Source organism: Klebsiella sp. GL120222-02, from assembly GCF_003097195.1.
GTDB classification, from domain to species: domain Bacteria; phylum Pseudomonadota; class Gammaproteobacteria; order Enterobacterales; family Enterobacteriaceae; genus Klebsiella; species Klebsiella variicola.
Genome location: NZ_QEQO01000005.1, coordinates 91,235 through 114,188 on the forward strand (window position 1 = coordinate 91,235; position 22,954 = coordinate 114,188).

The window sequence follows — 22,954 nt, forward strand, 5'->3', positions numbered from 1 at the left end:
TGGTGCGAGGGGGGGGACTTGAACCCCCACGTCCGTAAGGACACTAACACCTGAAGCTAGCGCGTCTACCAATTCCGCCACCTTCGCATACCATCGACACTATGAAAGTATCGTTACCACGGAGGCGCATTCTAGTGGTTTTCGGCGGCACGTCAATAGTTAATTATGCAGGTTGTATCGATTGCTGCAAAAATGGGCGGGTTTGCCGCGAAGAAGAGCCAGCGGCACCGCAAGTGGGCCGCTGGCGCCAGAAGACGATTATTTTTTCGCCTGGCGGGTCATGATGGTGCGATAGACCTTAAACCGTCCTGTTTGGGCGATCACTTCATGGAAGCCAAATGTCTCATCCAGCACCTGGGGATACGGCAGGAAGGCGTTGGCGACAATGCGCAGTTCGCCGCCGCTGTTCAGATGGCGAACCGCGCCGCGGATCAGCGCCTGGGCCGCTTCGAGGCTGGTCTGCAGCCCATCATGGAATGGCGGGTTGGAGATGATCATGTCGAAGCGACCATTGACCTCCGAAAAGACGTTGCTGGCAAACACATCGCCTGCAAAACCATTAGCGGCAAGCGTCGCGCGGCTGGCTTCGACCGCCGGGGCGCTGACGTCGCACAGGGTCAGACGCACCTTCGGCGAATGGCTGGCCAGCACTGCGGCCAGCACGCCCGCGCCGCAGCCGACATCCAGCACTTTCCCTTTGGTATGCGGCTCGAGAGTGGACAGCAGCAGCTGACTGCCGACGTCCAGACCGTCGCGACTAAACACGCCAGGCAGCGTTTTAATCGTCAGATTATCCAGCGCATACTCGCCCCAGAATGCGTCGGCGTCGAAGGTCGGCTGCTTTTCCAGACGACCATGGTAGAGGCCACAGCGACGGGCGCTGTCGATTTTATTCAGCGGGGCATATTCGGCCAGCATTTGCTCTGCGCTGCGAACGCCGCTACGGTTTTCCCCGACGACGAAAATATCGATTCCCACCGGCAGCAGAGAGAGCAGGTTCATCAGCTGGAACTGCGCCTCGGGTTTGTTCTTCGGCCAGTAGTAGATCAGGGTGTCGCAATCGGCGACGTCGGCGGCCTCGGCCACTAAGCTAAAACGGACGTTGTCACCCATCTGACGGTTCAGCACCTGCCAGTGGTGGAACTGTTGGGTATGAGCGCGGCTGGCCGCGGTATCCAGACGCGCAGGCAGGTCATCCTGCAGGTCACCGGCAAACAGAACGCGGGCGGACTCGAAATCATCACTGTGGCGCAGCAAGACTTCACTTGCCGGGGTAAAAGCGGACATGAAACACTCCTTCATTAAGACTGGCGCCGATTATAGTAGTTTGTTGGCGCAGATACGACGGATTTGCTATATTGCGCGCTTGTTTACCAGGAGTGTTTCGCTATGACATCCCGACGAGACTGGCAATTACAGCAGCTGGGCATTACCCAGTGGTCGCTGCGCCGACCGGGGGCGTTGCAGGGCGAAATCGCTATCTCGCTTCCTGAACATATTCGTCTGGTGATGGTGGCAGAAACCCCGCCGTCGCTGACAGAGCCGCTGATTGGCGACATATTACGCGCGCTGGCCGTGACGCCAGATCAGGTCCTGCAGCTTACCCCCGAGCGGGTGGCGATGCTGCCGCAGGACAGCCGTTGCAACAGCTGGCGGTTGGGCACAGAGGCGTCGCTGCCGCTGGCGGGCGCCCAGGTGTCCACCCCCGCTTTTGATGAACTTCAGACCAGCGCGCCTGCTCGCAGGGCGCTCTGGCAACAAATCTGCGCACATGAACACGATTTCTACCCTCAGCACGGCTGATTTATCCAACGCCTGGCAAATCGAAAAACGCGCCCACGCTTTCCCGTGGAGCGAACAGACCTTTGCCAGCAATCAGGGTGAACGTTATCTGAATTACCAACTGGCAGTGGATGGGGAAATGGCGGCATTTGCCATTACTCAGATTGTCCTTGATGAAGCGACGCTGTTTAACATCGCCGTCGACCCCGCATACCAGCGCCGTGGCCTGGGACGGGAACTGCTGGAACATGTTATTGATGAAGTTGAAAAACGCGGCGTCGTCACGCTGTGGCTGGAGGTGCGCGCTTCCAACGCTGCCGCCATTGCGCTCTATGAAAGCGTGGGTTTTAACGAAGCGACCATCCGCCGCAACTACTATCCGACGGTCGACGGGCGCGAAGACGCCATCATTATGGCTCTACCAATCAGTATGTAAGACAAGGTGATACGATGAAATGGGACTGGATTTTCTTTGATGCCGATGAAACGTTGTTTTCGTTTGATTCTTTCAGCGGCTTACAGCGGATGTTTCTCGACTACAGCGTGACATTTACCGCCGAAGATTTTCAGGACTATCAGGCCGTGAATAAGCCGCTGTGGGTGGATTATCAAAACGGCGTCATCACCTCGCTGCAGCTGCAGCACCAGCGCTTTGACAGCTGGGCGGAACGTTTGAATGTTAAGCCGGGTGAGCTCAACGACGCGTTTATGAATGCGATGGCGGAAATCTGTGCCCCGCTGCCGGGGGCGGTCTCGCTGCTCAACGCGCTGCAGGGCAAGGTCAGGATGGGCATCATCACCAACGGTTTTACCTCGCTGCAGCAGACTCGTCTGGAACGCACAGGTTTACGCGATCACTTTGATTTACTGATTATTTCTGAAGAAGTCGGCGTCGCCAAGCCGGATGCGCGCATCTTCGATTACGCGCTGGCGCAGGCGGGTAATCCACCGCGCTCGCGAGTACTGATGGTCGGTGATACCGCCGAGTCGGATATCCGCGGCGGCGTGAATGCCGGCCTGGCGACCTGCTGGCTGAATGCGCACCAGCAAACGCTGCCGGTAGACCTGCAGCCCGACTGGACGGTGACCTCGTTAAGCGAACTGGAGCAGCTCCTGTGTAAACACTGATTGCCTCCCCCCCATTGATGGGTAAAATAGCCGCAATTTTTCGTATTCCACATGCGCAGCCCGTTGCTGCGTTTACTTAGAAGATTAATTATGACGTTGTCTCCTTATCTGCAAGAGGTGGCCAAACGCCGCACTTTTGCCATTATTTCTCACCCGGATGCCGGTAAGACCACCATCACCGAAAAGGTGCTGCTGTTCGGACAGGCGATTCAGACCGCCGGTACCGTAAAAGGCCGTGGCTCCAGCCAGCATGCAAAGTCCGACTGGATGGAGATGGAAAAGCAGCGTGGGATCTCAATCACCACCTCGGTGATGCAGTTCCCGTATCACGACTGCCTGGTGAACCTGCTGGATACGCCGGGGCACGAAGACTTCTCCGAAGATACCTACCGTACTCTGACGGCGGTTGACTGCTGTCTGATGGTGATCGACGCGGCGAAAGGCGTTGAAGACCGGACCCGTAAGCTGATGGAAGTTACCCGTCTGCGCGACACGCCGATCCTCACCTTTATGAACAAACTCGACCGTGATATCCGCGATCCGATGGAGTTGCTGGATGAAGTTGAGAATGAGCTGAAAATCGGCTGCGCGCCGATTACCTGGCCTATCGGCTGCGGCAAGCTGTTCAAAGGCGTTTATCATCTCTACAAAGATGAAACCTACCTGTATCAGACCGGTAAAGGCCACACCATTCAGGAAGTGCGCATCGTGAAGGGGCTCAACAACCCGGAACTCGACGCAGCGGTGGGGGAAGACCTGGCGCAGCAGTTGCGCGACGAGCTGGAGCTGGTGCAGGGCGCGTCAAACGAGTTCGATAAAGATCTGTTCCTGGCGGGCGAAATCACCCCGGTGTTCTTCGGGACCGCGTTAGGTAACTTCGGCGTTGACCATATGCTGGATGGCCTGGTGGAGTGGGCGCCGGCGCCGATGCCGCGTAACACCGACACGCGTGAAGTCACCGCCACGGAAGAGAAATTTACCGGCTTCGTGTTTAAAATTCAGGCCAACATGGACCCGAAACACCGCGACCGTGTGGCTTTCATGCGCGTGGTGTCCGGCAAATATGAAAAAGGCATGAAGCTGCGTCAGGTGCGTATCGGTAAAGACGTCGTGATTTCCGACGCGCTGACCTTTATGGCCGGCGACCGTTCTCACGTTGAAGAAGCGTATCCGGGCGATATTATCGGCCTGCATAACCACGGCACCATTCAGATTGGCGATACCTTCACCCAGGGCGAGATGATGAAGTTCACCGGTATTCCGAACTTCGCACCGGAACTGTTCCGTCGTATTCGCCTGAAGGATCCGCTGAAGCAGAAACAGCTGCTGAAAGGGCTGGTTCAGCTCTCTGAAGAGGGCGCGGTACAGGTCTTCCGTCCGATCGCCAATAACGACCTGATCGTCGGCGCCGTTGGTGTGCTGCAGTTTGACGTGGTGGTCGCGCGTCTGAAAAGCGAATACAACGTGGAAGCGATTTACGAATCGGTCAACGTGGCCACCGCGCGCTGGGTTGAATCCACGGATGTGAAGAAATTCGAAGAGTTCAAACGTAAAAACGAAGTTCAGCTGGCGCTGGATGGCGGTGATAATCTGACCTATATCGCCCCGACAATGGTCAACCTGAACCTGACGCAGGAGCGTTATCCTGACGTGGTGTTCCGCAAAACGCGCGAGCACTAATCCCTGATGAAGCGCGGCATAGCCCGCGCTTTTTTCTTTCCACGCTCGCGTTTCCCTCCTTCTGGAAAGTTCTTAAAACACCGCTAATTCGTCTGTTTTTTGTCCATATCATCCGCAACCCCTTCGTCTGTCTACTATATTTAATTCGTGATTTTAAAAATGCTGGCGTAATTCACTGCTTTCAGACGCCAGCGCTGGTGAAAAAACGAGGACATCACGATGACCAGACTAAAGAATGCCAATATGTTGCTGGCGCTCTTCTTAGGCTTAGCCGCGTTGAACGCCTCGGCAGAGACGGAAAAAACAACGGTAGACAGTGCGAAGTCGGCTGCCAGCAATGCGGGAGAGGCGGTAGACAATTCGATTAATAAAGTCGGCGATTTTATGGATGACAGCACCATTACCGCGCGGGTAAAAGCGGCGTTGATCGACCATAAAGATATTAACTCCGGCGATATTTCGGTGAAAACGGAGAATAAAGTGGTCACCCTCAGCGGCGACGTCACCAGTACTGAACAGAAAAGTCAGGCACTGAGCGTAGCGAAAGGGGTCGAAGGCGTCTCGCACGTTAACGACAAGCTGACGGTCCATCATAAATCATCGAGCGAGACGGCGACGCTGAAAGGCTATGCCGGGGATACCGCCATTACCAGCGAAGTGAAAGCCAAGCTGTTGGCGGATGACATTGTCCCTTCGCGCAATGTGAAAGTCGAAACCAACGCCGGCGCGGTGCATCTGACCGGTACGGTGGCTTCCGCGGCGCAGGCGGAGCGTGCGGCAGAGATTGCGAAAGCGGTCTCCGGCGTGAAAAGCGTCCGCAACGATCTTAGCGTTAAGTAAATCGAGTTATTAACAAAAGTGTTGTCTGGCCAAGGTTGCCGAACGAATAGCAGCATCCTCTGAGCGATGAGCTATACAGAAAGGGTGCGCAAACCGCTGTTCACCGTCCATTATGGTAAGGAGAAAAGTATGTTTCGATGGGGAATTATTTTTCTGGTCATTGCATTAATTGCTGCGGCCCTGGGCTTTGGTGGTCTGGCGGGTACTGCCGCTGGCGCCGCGAAAATCGTCTTTGTCGTCGGGATTATCCTGTTCCTGGTGAGCCTGTTTACAGGACGCAGACGTCCTTAGGTGGCCCGCGATGCGGGCGATGCTGAAGCCTGAGCATTTTTACTGACACGTCATCTTACACAAAGCCAGTCCTGCGGACTGGCTTTCGCGGTTTAAGCGGTGGGCAAATTGCGTTACCTTGTCAGGAGAAGACCAATCGAACAGGAAAGCAGGGTGGGGCAACGCATTCCCGTCACGCTGGGCAATATCGCCCCGCTGGCGGTTAAACCCTTCCGACCAGGTAAGCTGGCGCTGGTATGCGAAGGCGGGGGACAGCGAGGGATTTTTACTGCCGGGGTGCTGGACGAATTTATGCGCGCCGGATTTAACCCCTTTGATCTGATGTTGGGGACCTCCGCCGGCGCGCAAAACCTCTCCGCCTACATGTGTAATCAGCAAGGCTATGCCCGCAAAGTTATCACCCGCTACACCACCTCACGCCAGTTTTTCGATCCGATGCGCTTTGTGCGCGGCGGCAACCTTATCGATCTCGACTGGCTGGTGGAGGCCACTTCGCAGCAGATGCCGCTGGCCATGAATTATGCTGAAGCGCAGTTCGCGTTGGGGAAAGAGCTGTGGCTGTGCGCCTGCCGCGGTGACGATTACTCTGCCAGCTATTTTTCGCCGACGCCGCAAACGTGGCTGGACCTGATCCGCGCCTCCAGCGCCATCCCCGGCTTTTATCGCAGCGGCGTGTTGCTCGACGGCGTCAGCTACCTTGACGGCGGCGTCAGCGATGCGATCCCGGTGCAGGAGGCGGCCCGCCGCGGCGCGCAGACCATCGTGGTGATCCGTACCGTCCCCTCGCAGATGTTTTATACCCCGCAGTGGTTTAAGCGGATGGAGCGCTGGCTGGGGGAGAGCAGCCTGCAGCCGCTGGTCAATCTGGTGCACCACCACGAAAACACTTACCGCGCTATCCAGCAGTTCATCGAGAAGCCACCCGGCAAGCTGCGGATCTTCGAAATCTACCCGCAGCGGCCATTGCGCAGTATGGCGCTTGGCAGTCGGCTGCCGGCGCTGCTGGAGGACTACAAAACCGGACGTCAGTGTGGCCGCTATTTCCTGGCGACGGTGGGTAAACTGCTGGCCGACCAGCCGCCGCTGCTGCGCCATGCGCCGCGTATTGCCCGGGCTGCGCCGGTGGTGGTGCCGCCCGTACCGGTGGCCAATGAAGCGCCTCAGGCGACTGTCATTCCTGCACCGCAGGCGAATGACGCCAGCTTTGATCATGAGGATCTGGCATGAGCCACCGTTTTATCGATACCCACTGCCACTTCGATTTTCCTCCCTTCGCCGAGGATGAAACCGCCAGCCTGGCGCGCGCGGCCCAGGCCGGTGTCGGGCAGATCATTGTCCCGGCCATCTCCGCTGCGCGTTTTAACCGGGTGCTGGCGCTGGCGGCGCAGCATGAGGCGCTGTACGCCGCGCTGGGAATGCATCCGATCGTCATTGAGCAGCATGCCGATGAGGGGTTGGCGCAGCTGGAGAGGTGTCTGTCCCTGCGTCCGCCAAAACTGGTGGCGGTGGGGGAGATTGGCCTCGATCTCTATCGCGACGATCCGCAGTTTGACCGCCAGCAAGCGCTGCTGGAGGAGCAACTGAGGCTGGCGAAGCGTTACGATCTGCCGGTGATCCTCCACTCCCGACGTACCCACGATAAGCTGGCGATGCTGCTGAAAAAACATGCCCTGCCGCGCACCGGCGTGGTACATGGCTTCGCCGGCAGCCTACAGCAGGCCGAGCGCTTCGTTCAGCTCGGCTATAAGATTGGCGTTGGCGGCACTATTACCTATCCGCGCGCCAGCAAAACCCGCGAAGTGATGGCGCGTCTGCCGCTTTCCGCGCTGCTGCTGGAGACCGATGCGCCGGATATGCCGCTGAATGGTTTTCAGGGTCAGCCCAACCGCCCTGAACAGGTGGCGCGCGTATTTGACGCGCTATGTGAACTGCGCGCGGAACCGGCACCGACGATTGAAGCCGCGGTGTTGGCGAATACAAAAAGCCTCTTTTCCGCGCTCGCGGGCTAAGCCTCTCCTTTTCCGCCTGAGACGAAGCAGGCCTCGATTTTGGCCTGCTGTGATAATTCCATCATTTTTTGTCCATCTAAAATTCTTTATATCTCAATAATAAACTGTTGTTTATGGCGACGATATGCACAAATTGTGCGCCATGGCGTCGAGAAACCTTAGTAGGATATGTTAGAATAATAACATCATCACTCACTGCGCTTTGCCGGTTATGCTTAAACAGGACGTAAAGGTAAGCGTCGCGATGATGGATGATTAATTGTGACTCACATCACATCACAGTAATGCAAATTAGTAAGTAGTTTTCATTAACTGTGATGAATGTCGAAGTGTAACAGCGAGTGGATGTTACAATAGTAACAGACTCGCAAGGTGAACAAACTATTGATCCGGCATGACGCCGGCGGAGTATGAAATGACTGATTTAAAAGCAAGCAGCCTGCGCGCGTTAAAACTGATGGACCTGACCACCCTGAATGACGACGACACCAATGAGAAAGTCATTGCCCTGTGTCATCAGGCGAAAACCCCGGTGGGTAACACTGCGGCGGTGTGTATCTACCCGCGCTTCATCCCGATTGCCCGTAAAACGCTGAACGAGCAAGGAACGCCGGATATTCGCATCGCCACGGTCACCAACTTCCCGCACGGTAATGACGATATCGACATTGCGCTGGCGGAAACCCGCGCAGCGATCGCTTACGGTGCCGATGAAGTGGACGTGGTCTTCCCGTACCGCGCGCTGATCGCCGGCAACGAGCAGGTCGGTTTCGAGCTGGTGAAAGCCTGTAAAGAGGCCTGCGCGGCGGCCAACGTGCTGCTGAAAGTGATCATCGAAACCGGTGAGCTGAAAGAAGAAGCGCTGATCCGCAAAGCGTCTGAAATCTCTATCAAGGCAGGCGCTGACTTTATCAAGACTTCGACCGGTAAAGTGCCGGTGAATGCCACGCCGGAAAGCGCGCGCATCATGATGGAAGTGATCCGCGATATGGGCGTTGAGAAAACCGTTGGCTTCAAGCCTGCCGGCGGCGTACGCAGCGCGGAAGATGCGCAGCAGTTCCTGGCGATCGCTGATGAACTGTTCGGCGCCGACTGGGCCGATTCTCGTCACTATCGTTTTGGCGCATCCAGCCTGCTGGCTAGCCTGTTGAAAGCGCTGGGTCACGGCGACGGCAAGAGCGCCAGCAGCTACTAATCCCTTGATTTGCCGGATGGCGCTGCGCTTATCCGGCCTACGAATGGATGCCTGTAGGCCGGATAAGGCGCTCGCGCCGTCATCCGGCAATTTATTCTCTTTGGGAGGTTACCGTGTTTCTCGCACAAGAAATTATTCGTAAAAAACGTGATGGTCATGCATTAAGCGATGAAGAGATCCGCTTTTTCATCAACGGCATCCGCGACAATACTATCTCAGAAGGGCAGATCGCCGCGCTGGCGATGACCATTTTCTTCCACGATATGTCCATGCCGGAGCGTGTTTCGCTGACCATGGCGATGCGGGATTCCGGCACCGTTCTCAACTGGAAAAGCCTTAACCTCAACGGCCCGATCGTCGATAAACACTCCACCGGCGGCGTGGGTGACGTGACCTCGCTGATGTTGGGGCCAATGGTGGCCGCCTGCGGCGGTTATGTACCGATGATCTCCGGGCGTGGCCTCGGCCATACCGGCGGTACGCTGGATAAACTGGAAGCGATCCCGGGCTTCGATATCTTCCCGGACGACAACCGCTTCCGCGAGATTATTAAAGATGTCGGCGTGGCGATTATCGGGCAGACCAGCTCGCTTGCTCCGGCCGACAAACGTTTCTATGCCACCCGCGATATTACCGCGACGGTGGACTCCATCCCGCTGATTACCGCCTCGATTCTGGCCAAGAAACTGGCGGAAGGGCTGGACGCGCTGGTGATGGACGTCAAAGTCGGCAGCGGCGCCTTTATGCCGACTTATGAACTCTCTGCCGCGCTGGCCGAAGCGATCGTGGGTGTTGCCAACGGCGCCGGCGTGCGTACCACCGCGCTGCTGACCGATATGAATCAGGTGCTGGCATCCAGCGCCGGCAACGCCGTTGAAGTTCGCGAAGCGGTGCAGTTCCTGACCGGCGAATATCGCAACCCACGCCTGTTCGACGTGACGATGGCGCTGTGTGTGGAAATGCTGATCTCCGGCAAGCTGGCGGCGGATGACGCCGAGGCGCGCGCGAAGCTGCAGGCGGTGCTGGATAACGGTAAAGCGGCGGAAGTCTTTGGCCGCATGGTCGCGGCGCAGAAAGGGCCGACCGACTTTGTCGAGAATTATGATCATTATCTGCCGACGGCGATGCTGAGCAAAGCGGTCTATGCTGATACCGAAGGTTTTATCAGCGCGATGGATACTCGCGCGCTGGGAATGGCAGTGGTTTCTATGGGCGGCGGCCGCCGCCAGGCATCAGATACCATTGACTATAGCGTTGGCTTTACCGATATGGCGCGTCTGGGTGACCACGTTGACGGACAGCGTCCGCTGGCGGTGATCCATGCCAAAGACGAGAACAGCTGGCAGGAGGCCGCGAAAGCGGTCAAAGCGGCCATTAAACTGGACGATAAAGCCCCGGAAATTACACCGACAGTCTATCGCCGCATCACTGAATAGCGATATACTGATCTGATCGCTTTTTTGCAGCGCAAGATGTATGGAGAACAAGATGAAACGTGCATTTATCATGGTGCTGGACTCCTTTGGGATTGGTGCAACGGAAGACGCTGACCGCTTTGGCGACGTCGGCGCCGATACGATGGGCCACATTGCGGAAGCCTGCGCCAAAGGCGAGGCTGACAATGGCCGCAAGGGCCCGCTGAATTTACCGAACCTGACCCGTCTGGGTCTGGTGAAAGCGCATGAAGGTTCTACCGGTAAAATTGCCGCCGGAATGGATGGCAATGCCGAAGTGATTGGTGCCTATGCCTGGGCGCATGAACTCTCTTCTGGTAAAGATACGCCGTCCGGTCACTGGGAAATCGCCGGTGTGCCGGTGCTGTTTGACTGGGGCTACTTTAGCGACCATGAAAACAGCTTCCCGCAGGAGCTGCTGGATAAGCTGGTGAAACGCGCCAACCTGCCGGGCTACCTCGGCAACTGCCACTCCTCCGGGACGGTGATCCTCGATCAGCTCGGCGAAGAACATATGAAAACCGGGAAACCGATCTTCTATACCTCCGCTGACTCGGTGTTCCAGATCGCTTGTCACGAAGAGACCTTTGGCCTCGACAAGCTGTATGAGCTGTGCGAAATTGCGCGTGAAGAGCTGACCGAAGGCGGCTATAACATTGGCCGCGTCATCGCCCGTCCGTTTATCGGCGACAAAGCCGGTAACTTCCAGCGTACCGGCAACCGTCACGATCTGGCGGTCGAACCGCCGGCGCCGACCGTGCTGCAGAAGCTGGTTGACGAGAAGAACGGCCACGTGGTGTCCGTGGGTAAAATCGCCGACATCTACGCCAACTGCGGCATCACTAAGAAAGTGAAAGCCACCGGGCTGGACGCGCTGTTCGACGCGACCATCAAAGAGATGAAGGAAGCGGGCGACGAGACCATCGTCTTCACTAACTTCGTCGACTTTGACTCCTCCTGGGGCCACCGTCGCGATGTCGCCGGCTACGCGGCGGGTCTGGAGCTGTTCGACCGCCGTCTGCCGGAGCTGATGGAGCTGGTTGGCGAGGACGACATTCTGATCCTCACCGCCGACCATGGCTGTGACCCGACCTGGACCGGTACCGACCATACCCGCGAGCATATTCCGGTGCTGGTGTACGGCCCGAAAGTGAAACCGGGTTCGCTCGGTCACCGTGAAACCTTCGCGGATATCGGCCAGACTATTGCGAAATACTTTGGTACGTCTGACATGGAATATGGCAAAGCCATGTTCTGAGGTCATTGCCCGGTGGCGCACAGCGATCCGGGCCTACGATTTGTAGGCCGGGTAAGGCGTAGCCGCCACCCGGCAAAAACAACAATGTAAAAGGAACTGAAGATGGCAACTCCTCACATTAACGCAGAAATGGGCGATTTCGCTGACGTCGTTTTGATGCCGGGCGACCCGCTGCGCGCGAAGCACATTGCAGAAACCTTCCTTGAAGACGTGCGTGAAGTGAACAACGTGCGCGGCATGCTGGGCTTCACCGGTACTTATAAAGGCCGCAAAATCTCCGTGATGGGCCACGGGATGGGTATCCCGTCCTGCTCAATCTACACCAAAGAGCTGATCACCGATTTCGGCGTGAAGAAAATCATCCGCGTGGGCTCCTGCGGCGCGGTGCGTGAAGATGTCAAACTGCGTGACGTGGTGATCGGCATGGGCGCGTGCACCGACTCTAAAGTGAACCGTCTGCGTTTCAAAGACCATGATTTCGCGGCGATTGCCGATTTCGGCATGGTGCGTAACGCGGTAGACGCGGCGAAAGCGCTGGGCGTTGACGCGCGCGTGGGCAACATCTTCTCCGCTGACCTGTTCTATACGCCAGACCCGTCCATGTTCGACGTGATGGAAAAATACGGCATCCTCGGCGTGGAAATGGAAGCGGCCGGGATCTACGGCGTGGCGGCAGAATTCGGCGCGAAAGCGCTGACCATCTGCACCGTCTCCGACCACATCCGTACCCACGAGCAGACCACTGCCGCTGAGCGTCAGACGACCTTCAACGATATGATTAAAATCGCGCTGGAATCGGTACTGCTGGGCGATAAAGAATAAGACCTGCTGTGCCGGGTGGCGGCTTCGCCTGACCCGGCCTACGGTTTTCCAGGCCCGCTAAGCGCAGCGGGCTTTTTTTATTAGCGCACCGCGCCGGCTATCCACGCCGACAGTTCTTTGAGTTCCGCTTCCTGCTCCGGGAAATCGCCGACCAGCGCCTCACACTGCTGCTGCAAGACTTCCGCCCGATACTGACAGCCAACTAAGCGTGCCGCCAGGGCCTCCAGCGGCGCCGGGTTCAGGCTATCGGTAAAGGCTTGCGTGCGGGTGATATGGCCTTTCTCGACGTCAAAATGCAGCTCAACGCCGCCCCAGCGAAAGCGCTCGTCCAGCAGATGAGAGAAGGCCGGCGCCTGGCCGAAGTTCCACTCCCAGCTGCTCTGGCGGGCGAAGGTCTCGGCAAAATTCGGCAGGTCCGGCGTGTTGTCCGGGGAGATCACCTCGGCGTCCACCCGTTCGCCGTAATGGCTGAAGAACGCCTCCTGAATCGCCTCGCAAATGTGCTGATGGGTAATGCCCGGCAGCAGCTCAACCAGGTTCGCCACGCGACCGCGCACCGAGGTAATGCCTTTGGCCTTTAGCTTTTTCTGGTCCGGGTTAAGGTAGTTAGCGAGGCGACTTAAATCGGCATTCAGCAGCAGGGTGCCGTGATGGAAACCGCGGTCGATGGTCTCGCGATAGGCGGATCCAGACACTTTGCGGTCGCCGCTGTCGGTTTTGACCACCAGATCGTTGCGCCCGGAGGCTTCGGCGGTTACGCCGAGTGAATTGAGCGCCGCCAGCACGATAGCGGTGGAGACGGTTTTGTCGTACTCCGGTTTGCCTGCCATAAAGGTAAAGCAGGTATTGCCGAGGTCGTGGAACACCGCGCCGCCGCCGCTGCTGCGACGGGCCAGCCGCACGTGATCTTCCTCCATGCGGCGAGTATTACACTCCTTCCACGGATTCTGCGCGCGGCCGATGACCACGGTATCGGCATTGCGCCACAGGAACAGCACCCGCTGGGTGGCGGGCATCTGTCGGAAAATACACTCCTCGACCGCCAGGTTGAACCACGGGTCGTAAGAGTCAGAGAGCAGGAGGCGCAATGTGGACATTATAGATTTCCTTTCTTTTCATCGTCTTCATCCTCAACCGGCTTGTTGGCGGTGAGCAGGAAGGGCGATTGCTGCCAGCGGGTGCGTTTACCCTGCAGCAGCGTGCGGGTTAGCACCACGCCGATAGCCAGGGACAGTAACAGCATCAGGCGTAATATATTGGTGGTATTATCCACCTGCTTCGCCTCGGTCGCCAGGGTATGAGTATCGAGGGTCAGACGCAGGTAGCCCAGCGGGCCGTTTTTTCCCGGAACCGGCTCGACAATCTGCTGGTTGAAGTAGCCGCCGGCTTTTTTGCCATCCAGCGCCAGCCGGTCGCGAACCTCGACGCTTTCGCCAGAGCGTGCCACCAGGTCGCCCTGTTCGTCATACACGCCGGCGTCCAGTACGCGGCTGTTATGGGTCAGCTGCGTCAACAGTTGATTAATGCGCTTCTCGTCCGGTGTTTCGCTGCGCATCAGCGGCACGAGATTCAGTACCACCTGCTGCGCCAGCGTGCGGGCCAGCTCTTCCAGCTGCGGATTGCGTTGTTTCTGACTGTTCTGACTGAACCACGAGGCGCCCTGCATCAGTGCGACGAGCAGCGCCAGACAGATAAGGACAATGACCGCACGATGCAGCCGGAATTTCAGTTTTGCGCGAACCATATTCCACCTTTGAAAATTTGCAGCTTAATGTTGCCAGAAGCGCTGGTTACAAGGTAGCCTCATGCGTTATTTTCCTCGCCTGAATGAAGAGATGTGGAGCCGTAATGCCTAACAGTTTGACCTGGTGCGACCTGCCTGAAGACGTTTCCCTGTGGCCTGGGTTGCCGCTTTCCCTGAGCGGCGATGAGGTCATGCCGCTGGATTATCACGCCGGGCGCAGCGGCTGGCTGCTGTATGGTCGCGGTCTGAATAAGCGCCGTCTGACGGACTGGCAGCGCGAGCTGGGCGCCGCGTTAGTGATCGTTGCCTCCTGGGTGGTCGAGGATTACCAGGTGATCCGCCTGGCCGGTTCGCTGACTCCCCGTGCGACGCGACTGGCGCATGAGGCGGGGCTGGACGTCGCGCCATTGGGTAAAATCCCCCATCTGCGCACCCCGGGCCTGCTGGTGATGGACATGGACTCCACGGCGATCCAGATCGAATGCATCGATGAGATTGCGAAACTGGCCGGCACCGGCGAGCTGGTCTCGGAAGTGACCGAGCGGGCGATGCGTGGGGAGCTGGACTTCACCGCCAGCCTGCGCCAGCGCGTGGCGACGCTGAAAGATGCGGATGCCAGTATTTTGCTGCAGGTGCGCGACGCGCTGCCGCTGATGCCGGGCCTGGCACAGCTGGTGCTCAAGCTGGAAACGTTAGGCTGGAAAGTGGCGATCGCTTCCGGCGGCTTCACCTTCTTTGCGGAGTACCTGCGCGACAAGCTACATCTCGACGCGGTGTTCGCCAATGAACTGGAGATCCGCGACGGCAAGCTCACCGGCAACGTGCTCGGCGATATCGTCGATGCGAAATATAAAGCCAATACGCTGCGCAAGCTGGCGGAAAAGTATGAGATCCCAACGGCGCAAACCGTGGCTATCGGTGACGGCGCCAACGACCTGCCGATGATTAAGGCGGCAGGCCTCGGCATCGCCTATCACGCGAAGCCTAAAGTGAATGAACAGGCGGAAGTAACTATCCGCCACGCTGACCTGATGGGGGTATTCTGTATTCTCTCGGGCAGCATGAACCAAAAGTAAGAGGTAAACGTGGCGAAAGCTCCAAAACGCGCATTTGTCTGTAATGAATGTGGTGCGGATTATCCGCGCTGGCAGGGGCAGTGCAGCGCCTGCCATGCCTGGAACACCATCACCGAGATGCGCATCGCCGCGTCGCCGCAGGTGGCGAGAAACGAGCGTCTTTCAGGCTATGCCGGTAACGCCGGCGTGTCGAAGGTGCAGAAGCTGTCAGATATCAGCCTGGAGGCGCTGCCGCGTTTCTCCACCGGCTTTAAAGAGTTTGACCGCGTGCTGGGCGGCGGCGTAGTGCCGGGCAGCGCGATCCTGATTGGCGGCAACCCCGGCGCCGGGAAATCGACGCTGCTGCTGCAAACCCTCTGCAAACTGGCGGAGGGGATGAAAACCCTGTACGTCACCGGGGAGGAGTCCCTGCAACAGGTGGCGATGCGCGCCCATCGTCTCGGGTTGCCGACGGCCAACCTGAACATGCTCTCGGAAACCAGCATTGAGCAGATCTGTCAGATCGCCGATGAAGAAAAGCCGCAGCTGATGGTGATCGACTCCATCCAGGTGATGCATATGGCCGACGTGCAGTCGTCGCCGGGCAGTGTCGCCCAGGTACGTGAAACCGCGGCTTATTTGACGCGCTTTGCTAAAACTCGCGGCGTGGCGATTGTGATGGTCGGCCACGTCACCAAAGATGGCTCGCTGGCCGGTCCGAAGGTGCTGGAGCACTGTATCGACTGCTCGGTGCTGCTGGACGGGGATACCGATTCCCGTTTCCGCACGTTACGTAGCCACAAAAACCGCTTTGGCGCGGTCAATGAACTCGGCGTTTTCGCCATGACCGAGCAGGGCCTGCGCGAAGTCAGCAACCCCTCCGCTATCTTCCTTAGCCGGGGAGATGAAATCACCTCCGGCAGTTCGGTGATGGTGGTCTGGGAAGGGACCCGCCCGCTGCTGGTGGAGATCCAGGCGCTGGTGGATCACTCGATGATGTCCAACCCGCGCCGCGTGGCGGTGGGGCTGGAACAGAACCGTCTGGCGATCCTGCTGGCGGTGCTGCATCGTCACGGCGGCCTGCAGATGGCCGATCAGGACGTCTTCGTCAACGTGGTTGGCGGGGTGAAGGTCACCGAAACCAGCGCTGACCTGGCGCTGCTGCTGGCGATGGTTTCCAGCCTGCGCGATCGCCCGCTGCCGCAGGATCTGGTGGTCTTTGGCGAAGTCGGGCTGGCCGGGGAAATTCGCCCGGTGCCGAGCGGTCAGGAGCGTATATCCGAAGCGGCGAAGCATGGTTTCCGCCGCGCCATCGTCCCGGCGGCCAATGTGCCGAAAAAAGTACCGGAAGGCATGCAAATCTTTGGTGTGAAAAAGCTTTCAGACGCGCTAAGCGTTTTTGACGACTTATAATAAGTTAAAAGGAGATTAGCGATGTCGTCATTTGACTATTTAAAAAGCGCCATTAAGCAGAAAGGTTGTACCCTGCAGCAGGTGGCGGAAGCCAGCGGAATGACCAAGGGGTATCTCAGCCAGCTGCTGAATGCCAAAATCAAAAGCCCGAGCGCGCAGAAGCTTGAAGCGCTGCATCGTTTCCTCGGGCTGGAGTTTCCCCGCCGGCAGAAAAGCGTCGGGGTGGTGTTTGGTAAGTTTTACCCGCTGCATACCGGGCATATCTATCTGATACAGCGCGCCTGTAGCCAGGTCGATGAGCTACATATCATCATGGGCTATGACGATACCCGCGACCGCGAGCTGTTTGAAGAGAGCGCCATGTCGCAGCAGCCGACGGTGCCTGACCGCCTGCGCTGGCTGCTGCAGACCTTTAAATATCAGAAGAATATTCGCATCCACGCCTTCAATGAAGAGGGGATGGAGCCCTATCCGCATGGCTGGGACGTCTGGAGCCATGGGATCCGCGCTTTTATGAGTGAAAAAGGGATCGAGCCGAACCGGATCTATACCTCGGAAGAGGCCGATGCGCCGCAGTACCTTGAGCATCTGGGGATCGAGACGGTGCTTATCGATCCTAAGCGGACCTTTATGAATATTAGCGGCGGGCAGATCCGCGAGAACCCGTTCCGCTACTGGGAATATATTCCGACGGAAGTGAAACCGTTCTTTGTGCGGACGGTGGCGATCCTCGGCGGCGAGTCGAGCGGTAAATCGACGCTGGTCAATAAGCTCGCCAATATCTTCAATACCACCAGCGCCTGGGAGTATGGTCGGGATTATGTCTTTTCGCATCTTGGCGGCGATGAGATGGCGCTCCAGTATTCGGATTACGATAAAATTGCCCTCGGACATGCGCAGTATATTGATTTTGCAGTGAAATACGCCAACAAGGTGGCGTTTATCGATACCGACTTCGTCAGCACTCAGGCCTTCTGCCTGAAGTACGAGGGGCGTGAGCACCCGTTCGTGCAGGCGCTGATTGATGAATACCGTTTCGACCTGGTGATCCTGCTGGAGAACAATACCCCGTGGGTGGCCGATGGGTTACGCAGCCTTGGGAGTTCGGTGGATCGTAAAGAGTTTCAGTCGCTGCTGGTGTCGCTGCTGAAAGAGAACGAGATCGAGTTTGTCCATGTTAAGGAGTCGGACTACGATGCCCGGTTCCTGCGCTGCGTTGAGCTGGTGAAACAGCTGATGGGCGAGCAGGGGTAGGGGCTCTGCGGGCTGTTGCCCTCACCCCAACCCTCTCCCGGTGGGAGAGGGAGCAAACCCTAAAAAAGGCAACTTGCGTTGCCTTTTTGCATTTACCTTGCCCTCACCCCAACCCTCTCCCGGTGGGAGAGGGAGCAAACCCTAAAAAAGCAACTTGCGTTGCCTTTTTGTGTTTTATTTCGCGATACGCTTGTACTTGATTCGCTTCGGCTCCAGCGCGTCGGCGCCGAGGGTGCGTTTCTTGTACTCTTCGTACTCGGTAAAGTTACCTTCGAAGAACTCAACCTTACCTTCATCCTGGTAATCCAGAATGTGGGTGGCAATACGGTCAAGGAACCAGCGGTCGTGCGAGATAACCATCGCGCAGCCCGGGAACTCCAGCAGGGCGTTTTCCAGCGCGCGCAGGGTTTCGATATCCAGGTCGTTGGTTGGTTCATCGAGCAGCAGGACGTTACCGCCGACCTGCAGCAGTTTCGCCAGGTGCAGACGACCACGCTCACCGCCGGACAGCTCGCCAACGCGTTTACCCTGGTCGACGCCTTTGAAGTTAAAGCGGCCCACGTAGGCGCGGCTCGGCATCTCGGTGTTGCCGATCTTCATGATATCCAGGCCGCCGGATACTTCTTCCCACACGGTCTTGCTGTTGTCCATCGCGTCGCGGAACTGATCGACGGAGGCCAGCTTAACGGTTTCACCCAGGGTGATGGTGCCGGAATCTGGCTGCTCCTGGCCGGACATCATGCGGAAGAGGGTGGATTTACCCGCGCCGTTCGGACCGATGATGCCGACGATAGCGCCTTTCGGTACCGAGAAGCTCAGATCGTCAATCAGCACGCGGTCGCCGTAGGATTTGCGCAGATGGCTGACTTCCAGAACTTTATCGCCCAGACGCGCGCCTGGCGGAATGAACAGTTCGTTAGTCTCGTTGCGTTTCTGGTATTCGACGTTGTTAAGCTCTTCAAAGCGCGCCAGACGGGCTTTGCCCTTAGACTGACGGCCTTTCGCGCCCTGGCGAACCCAGTCGAGCTCTTTCTCGATGGATTTACGACGCGCCGCTTCCTGAGAAGCTTCCTGCGCCAGACGCTGATCTTTCTGCTCCAGCCAGGAGGAGTAGTTGCCTTCCCACGGAATACCTTCGCCGCGGTCAAGTTCGAGGATCCAGCCGGCGACATTGTCGAGGAAGTAACGGTCGTGGGTAATCGCCACCACGGTGCCTTCGAAATCGTGCAGGAAGCGTTCCAGCCAGGCGACGGACTCGGCGTCCAGGTGGTTAGTCGGTTCGTCGAGCAGCAGCATATCTGGTTTTTCCAGCAGCAGGCGGCACAGCGCGACGCGGCGGCGTTCACCACCGGAAAGATTCGCGATTTTCGCATCCCAGTCCGGCAGGCGCAGGGCATCGGCCGCGCGCTCCAGCTGCACGTTCAGGTTGTGGCCGTCGTGCGCCTGGATAATCTCTTCGAACTTGCCTTGCTGGGCGGCAAGCTTATCGAAGTCCGCATCCGGCTCGGCGTATTTGGCATACACTTCGTCCAGACCCTTCAGCGCGTTAACCACTTCGGCGACCGCTTCTTCAACGGACTCGCGCACGGTGTGTTCCGGGTTGAGCTGCGGCTCCTGCGGCAGGTAGCCGATTTTGATGCCTGGCTGCGGACGCGCTTCACCTTCGATCTCGGTGTCGATACCGGCCATGATGCGCAGCAGGGTAGACTTACCGGCGCCGTTCAGACCGAGCACACCGATTTTCGCGCCAGGGAAGAAGCTGAGGGAGATATTTTTCAAAATATGACGTTTCGGCGGAACCACTTTGCCGACACGATGCATGGTATAAACGAATTGAGCCACGTTGGACTTCGCCTCTTTCTATTTTGATAGATAGTTCAAAGCCGAAGTGTAGCCTTTTTCGCGCGCTAATCCCAGCGAGGCGACAGGATTCACAGAAGCGTAAAAAAATGTCCAGGACATGGCGCGTTTAGCGTTGTCTGATTAGCATAAGTAAAGCTGCCTGCCGAACCGGCGGGGGCTTTTAAGCGGCACGATGCTGCGAAAATGCACCGGAAAGAGGAAGAGCTTGTGGAAAAAGCCAAAAAAATGGCGTGGCGTCTTTTGGCTGCCAGCGTTGGTCTGTTGACGTTGAGTCAGCTGGCGCATGCGGATTCACTGGATGAACAGCGCAACCGCTACGCACAAATTAAGCAGGCGTGGGATAACCGGCAGATGGATGTAGTCGACCAGCTGATGCCCACGTTAAGCACCTATCCCCTGTACCCCTATTTGCAGTACCGGCAGATCACCGACGATCTGATGAACCAGCCGGCGCTGGTGGTGAAAAACTTTATTGACGCCAATCCGACGCTGCCCCCGGCGCGTTCCTTACGTTCGCGCTTCGTGAATGAGCTGGCCCGGCGCAGCGACTGGCGCGGCCTACTGGCGTTTAGTCCCGATAAGCCGACCAGCACCGAGGCACAGTGCAACTATTACTACGCCAAGCTGAGCGTGGGGCAGTCGCAGGAAGCCTGGAGCGGGGCGAAAGACCTGTGGCTGACGGGCAAGAACCAGCCTGGCGCCTGTGAGCCGCTGTTCAACGCCTGGCGCGACTCCGGACAGCAGGATCCGCTGGCCTATCTCGAACGGATCCGCCTGGCGATGAAGGCCGGCAATATCGGGCTGGTCAAATCGCTGGCTCAGCAAATGCCCGGCAACTATCAGAGCATCGCTTCCGCCGTCGTCGCCCTGGCTAACGATCCAAACAGCGTTCTGACCTTCGCCCGCACCACCGGGGCGACGGATTTTACCCGCCAGATGGCCGCCGTCGCCTTCGCCAGCGTCGCCCGTCAGGATGTGGAAAATGCCCGCCTGATGATCCCTTCGCTGGTGCAGGCTCAGCAGCTCAACGAGGATCAAACTCAGGAGCTACGTGATATTGTCGCCTGGCGCCTGATGGGTACCGATGTAACCGAAGAGCAGGCTATCTGGCGCGATGACGCGATTATGCGCTCACAGTCCACGCCGCTAGTGGAGCGGCGCGTGCGGATGGCGCTGGGAACGGGCGATCGCCATGGCCTGAACACCTGGCTGGCGCGCCTGCCGATGGAGGCGAAAGAGAAAGACGAATGGCGCTACTGGCAAGCGGATCTGCTGCTTGAGCGCGGCAGGGACGAGGAGGCGCAGGCGATCCTTCGCTCGTTGATGCAACAGCGAGGCTTCTATCCGATGGTCGCTGCGCAGCGACTTGGCGAGGAGTATACCTTCCGCATCGATAAAGCCTCGGGAACGATCGATCCGGCGCTGGCTTCCGGTCCGGAGATGGCGCGGGTACGCGAGCTGATGTACTGGAATATGGATAACACCGCGCGCACCGAATGGGCGAACCTCGTCACCAGCCGAACCAAATCCCAGCAGGCGCAGCTGGCGCGTTACGCTTTTGATCAGCACTGGTGGGATCTGAGCGTGCAGGCGACGATCGCCGGCAAACTGTGGGATCAGCTGGAGGAGCGCTTCCCGCTGGCGTATAACGATCTGTTCGCGCGTTACATCAGTGGCAAAGATATCCCGCAGAGCTATGCGATGGCGATTGCCCGTCAGGAGAGTGCCTGGAACCCGAAAGTGCGCTCGCCGGTTGGCGCCAGCGGACTGATGCAGATTATGCCGGGCACCGCGACGCATACCGTCAGCATGTTCAGCATTCCCGGCTACAGCGGCCCGTCGCAGCTGTTGGATCCGGAAACCAACATCAACATCGGCACCAGCTATCTGCAGTATGTCTACCAGCAGTTCGGCAATAACCGTATCTATGCCTCGGCGGCCTATAACGCCGGGCCGGGCCGGGTTCGTACCTGGCAGGGGAACAGCGCCGGACGGATCGATGCGGTGGCGTTTGTCGAGAGTATTCCGTTCTCGGAAACCCGCGGCTACGTGAAGAATGTCCTCTCCTATGACGCCTACTATCGCTACTTTATGGGGCAGCAGGATAAGCTCTTCAGCGATGCGGAGTGGCGGCAGCGTTACTGATCGCCGGGAAGTATGTTATGCTTTGTACTCGTTGAAGAGTACATTCGACGGGCAGCGTAAGCTGCCCGTCTCAATATGGTGGCGCGATATGACCCAACAATCTCCTTATTCCGCGGCCGTTGCCGAACAACGTCATCAGGAGTGGCTGCGCTTTGTGGCGCTGTTACAACAGGCCTATGCTGAGGATCTGCATCTGCCATTGCTGCAGCTGATGCTGACGCCCGACGAGCGCGAAGCGCTGGGCACCCGGGTGCGCATTATTGAAGAGCTGCTGCGCGGTGAGATGAGCCAGCGCGAACTGAAAAATGAGCTCGGCGCCGGGATTGCGACCATTACCCGCGGGTCGAACAGCCTGAAATCAGCGCCGGCCGAACTGCGTCAGTGGCTGGAACAGACGCTGTTGGCTAGCGATAAATAGCGTTATGAAACGGGCTCAACGCCAGCACGACCGCCTGATGGTAAACGCTGCTGCGGGTTAATTTTCCACCGGTGAAAACCCCAATCGCTCCCTCTTTACGACCGATCTGGTCGATGCCGGTATACTGCGACATGACCGGTCCCAGGGCTTCACCAGCGCGAACCTGCTCAAGAATAACCTCAGGTAACGGCAGTGTGGCTGAGCGTGCTTCTCCGCGCCGATCAGCGCTTTCAATGACCACCCAGCTAAAGGTGCTGCCATCGTCGATACCGGCCTCAATGGCCACCCAGAAATCGGCACTGGGTTGGACAAGACGCGCATTGGCGACGCGATTTCGTGCGCCAGCGCGCGTTTCCTCGCTGCCGAAGGGCTGTTCCGGCACGCCGCTCTCGACGGAGACGGACTCAATATGGCAGGATCCTTCGCCGAAAATCTCGTTAAAAGCCTGCAGAATTGCCTGAATTTTGGCGGGATTAGTGGTCGCTGAGACAACATGGTGCATAATCAAAACAACTCAGAATAAACTAACGTCATCGCAGTATACTCTAAATCACCCTCAGGGCAGGCGGTAATGCCCAAACCCGGTTGATAACGAGTCCAGAA

The 22,954-nt window shown here is 57.9% G+C and carries 22 protein-coding genes and 1 tRNA gene; 17 read left to right on the forward strand and 6 right to left on the reverse strand.

Features of this window, described 5'->3' with window-relative positions; genetic code table 11:
- Both N438_RS16380 and rsmC read right to left on the reverse strand, forming a co-directional pair.
- Nucleotides 1–87 (reverse strand) — tRNA-Leu (locus tag N438_RS16380).
- 171 nt (nucleotides 88–258) lie between these two features.
- Nucleotides 259–1,287, reverse strand: a complete 1,029-nt coding sequence (rsmC, locus tag N438_RS16385) for a 16S rRNA (guanine(1207)-N(2))-methyltransferase RsmC (RefSeq protein WP_008807532.1) — start codon at nucleotides 1,285–1,287, stop codon at nucleotides 259–261.
- Between the two features lie 102 nt (nucleotides 1,288–1,389).
- Between rsmC and N438_RS16390 the strand changes: the two genes are divergently transcribed.
- The 12 genes from N438_RS16390 to deoD all read left to right on the forward strand — a co-directional run bounded on the left by N438_RS16390 (nucleotide 1,390) and on the right by deoD (nucleotide 12,459).
- On the forward strand, nucleotides 1,390–1,803 hold the full coding sequence (locus tag N438_RS16390; RefSeq protein ID WP_004146046.1) for a DNA polymerase III subunit psi: 414 nt from the start codon (nucleotides 1,390–1,392) through the stop codon (nucleotides 1,801–1,803).
- The gene (gene rimI, locus N438_RS16395) at nucleotides 1,772–2,218 is read left to right on the forward strand and encodes a ribosomal protein S18-alanine N-acetyltransferase (protein ID WP_008807531.1); all 447 of its coding nucleotides are present in this window, start codon (nucleotides 1,772–1,774) and stop codon (nucleotides 2,216–2,218) included. Before N438_RS16390 ends, rimI begins: the two co-directional genes overlap by 32 nt.
- A 14-nt stretch (nucleotides 2,219–2,232) precedes the next feature.
- Nucleotides 2,233–2,910, forward strand: coding sequence for a pyrimidine 5'-nucleotidase (yjjG, locus tag N438_RS16400; RefSeq protein WP_008807530.1), 678 nt, complete (start codon nucleotides 2,233–2,235; stop codon nucleotides 2,908–2,910).
- Between the two features lie 90 nt (nucleotides 2,911–3,000).
- Nucleotides 3,001–4,590, forward strand: a complete 1,590-nt coding sequence (prfC, locus tag N438_RS16405; protein ID WP_008807529.1) for a peptide chain release factor 3 — start codon at nucleotides 3,001–3,003, stop codon at nucleotides 4,588–4,590.
- 219 nt (nucleotides 4,591–4,809) lie between these two features.
- Nucleotides 4,810–5,430: a molecular chaperone OsmY gene (gene osmY / locus N438_RS16410; protein WP_008807528.1), complete on the forward strand. Its 621-nt coding sequence runs from the start codon at nucleotides 4,810–4,812 to the stop codon at nucleotides 5,428–5,430.
- A gap of 129 nt (nucleotides 5,431–5,559) precedes the next feature.
- Nucleotides 5,560–5,721: a DUF1328 family protein gene (locus N438_RS16415; protein WP_002887716.1), complete on the forward strand. Its 162-nt coding sequence runs from the start codon at nucleotides 5,560–5,562 to the stop codon at nucleotides 5,719–5,721.
- Between the two features lie 153 nt (nucleotides 5,722–5,874).
- A complete protein-coding gene (locus N438_RS16420; RefSeq protein ID WP_016160262.1) occupies nucleotides 5,875–6,948 on the forward strand; it encodes a patatin family protein in 1,074 nt (357 codons plus the stop codon).
- A complete protein-coding gene (locus N438_RS16425; RefSeq protein WP_012542923.1) occupies nucleotides 6,945–7,730 on the forward strand; it encodes a metal-dependent hydrolase in 786 nt (261 codons plus the stop codon). The genes N438_RS16420 and N438_RS16425 overlap by 4 nt, the downstream gene beginning before the upstream one ends.
- Nucleotides 7,731–8,145: 415 nt before the next feature.
- Nucleotides 8,146–8,925 (forward strand): deoxyribose-phosphate aldolase, encoded by a 780-nt coding sequence (gene deoC, locus N438_RS16430; RefSeq protein ID WP_002887784.1) that lies wholly within the window; start codon nucleotides 8,146–8,148, stop codon nucleotides 8,923–8,925.
- Nucleotides 8,926–9,038: 113 nt separating this feature from the next.
- Nucleotides 9,039–10,361, forward strand: a complete 1,323-nt coding sequence (deoA, locus tag N438_RS16435; RefSeq protein WP_008807525.1) for a thymidine phosphorylase — start codon at nucleotides 9,039–9,041, stop codon at nucleotides 10,359–10,361.
- 52 nt (nucleotides 10,362–10,413) lie between these two features.
- Nucleotides 10,414–11,637: a phosphopentomutase gene (gene deoB, locus N438_RS16440; RefSeq protein WP_012542922.1), complete on the forward strand. Its 1,224-nt coding sequence runs from the start codon at nucleotides 10,414–10,416 to the stop codon at nucleotides 11,635–11,637.
- Between the two features lie 102 nt (nucleotides 11,638–11,739).
- Complete coding sequence (gene deoD / locus N438_RS16445) at nucleotides 11,740–12,459, forward strand: purine-nucleoside phosphorylase (protein WP_002887789.1); 720 nt, start codon at nucleotides 11,740–11,742, stop codon at nucleotides 12,457–12,459.
- A gap of 80 nt (nucleotides 12,460–12,539) precedes the next feature.
- On the opposite strand, the gene lplA is transcribed toward deoD, so the two are convergent.
- Nucleotides 12,540–13,556 carry a lipoate--protein ligase LplA gene (gene lplA, locus N438_RS16450; RefSeq protein ID WP_032732480.1) on the reverse strand — a complete coding sequence of 339 codons (1,017 nt, stop codon included), beginning with the start codon at nucleotides 13,554–13,556 and terminating at the stop codon, nucleotides 12,540–12,542.
- The gene (locus N438_RS16455; protein ID WP_012542920.1) at nucleotides 13,556–14,203 is read right to left on the reverse strand and encodes a YtjB family periplasmic protein; all 648 of its coding nucleotides are present in this window, start codon (nucleotides 14,201–14,203) and stop codon (nucleotides 13,556–13,558) included. Before N438_RS16455 ends, lplA begins: the two co-directional genes overlap by 1 nt.
- Before the next feature lie 104 nt (nucleotides 14,204–14,307).
- On the opposite strand from N438_RS16455, the gene serB reads away from it, so the two are divergent.
- Genes serB through nadR form a run of 3 tightly spaced genes read left to right on the forward strand, consistent with a single transcriptional unit; the run spans nucleotide 14,308 to nucleotide 17,925 of the window.
- Complete coding sequence (serB, locus tag N438_RS16465) at nucleotides 14,308–15,279, forward strand: phosphoserine phosphatase (protein ID WP_016160266.1); 972 nt, start codon at nucleotides 14,308–14,310, stop codon at nucleotides 15,277–15,279.
- A gap of 9 nt (nucleotides 15,280–15,288) precedes the next feature.
- Complete coding sequence (radA, locus tag N438_RS16470) at nucleotides 15,289–16,671, forward strand: DNA repair protein RadA (RefSeq protein ID WP_110235838.1); 1,383 nt, start codon at nucleotides 15,289–15,291, stop codon at nucleotides 16,669–16,671.
- Nucleotides 16,672–16,692: 21 nt separating this feature from the next.
- Nucleotides 16,693–17,925, forward strand: coding sequence for a multifunctional transcriptional regulator/nicotinamide-nucleotide adenylyltransferase/ribosylnicotinamide kinase NadR (gene nadR / locus N438_RS16475; RefSeq protein WP_002887802.1), 1,233 nt, complete (start codon nucleotides 16,693–16,695; stop codon nucleotides 17,923–17,925).
- A gap of 174 nt (nucleotides 17,926–18,099) precedes the next feature.
- Here the strand turns inward: nadR and ettA are convergent, their stop codons facing one another.
- Nucleotides 18,100–19,767, reverse strand: a complete 1,668-nt coding sequence (gene ettA / locus N438_RS16480; protein ID WP_116696376.1) for an energy-dependent translational throttle protein EttA — start codon at nucleotides 19,765–19,767, stop codon at nucleotides 18,100–18,102.
- Between the two features lie 228 nt (nucleotides 19,768–19,995).
- Between ettA and sltY the strand changes: the two genes are divergently transcribed.
- The gene (gene sltY, locus N438_RS16490) at nucleotides 19,996–21,933 is read left to right on the forward strand and encodes a murein transglycosylase (protein WP_048964730.1); all 1,938 of its coding nucleotides are present in this window, start codon (nucleotides 19,996–19,998) and stop codon (nucleotides 21,931–21,933) included.
- Nucleotides 21,934–22,021: 88 nt separating this feature from the next.
- On the forward strand, nucleotides 22,022–22,351 hold the full coding sequence (gene trpR, locus N438_RS16495) for a trp operon repressor (RefSeq protein ID WP_008807518.1): 330 nt from the start codon (nucleotides 22,022–22,024) through the stop codon (nucleotides 22,349–22,351).
- Here the strand turns inward: trpR and yjjX are convergent.
- Nucleotides 22,338–22,853 (reverse strand): inosine/xanthosine triphosphatase, encoded by a 516-nt coding sequence (gene yjjX / locus N438_RS16500; protein WP_008807517.1) that lies wholly within the window; start codon nucleotides 22,851–22,853, stop codon nucleotides 22,338–22,340. The two genes, trpR and yjjX, sit on opposite strands and share 14 nt — an antisense overlap.
- Between the last annotated feature and the right edge of the window lie 101 nt (nucleotides 22,854–22,954).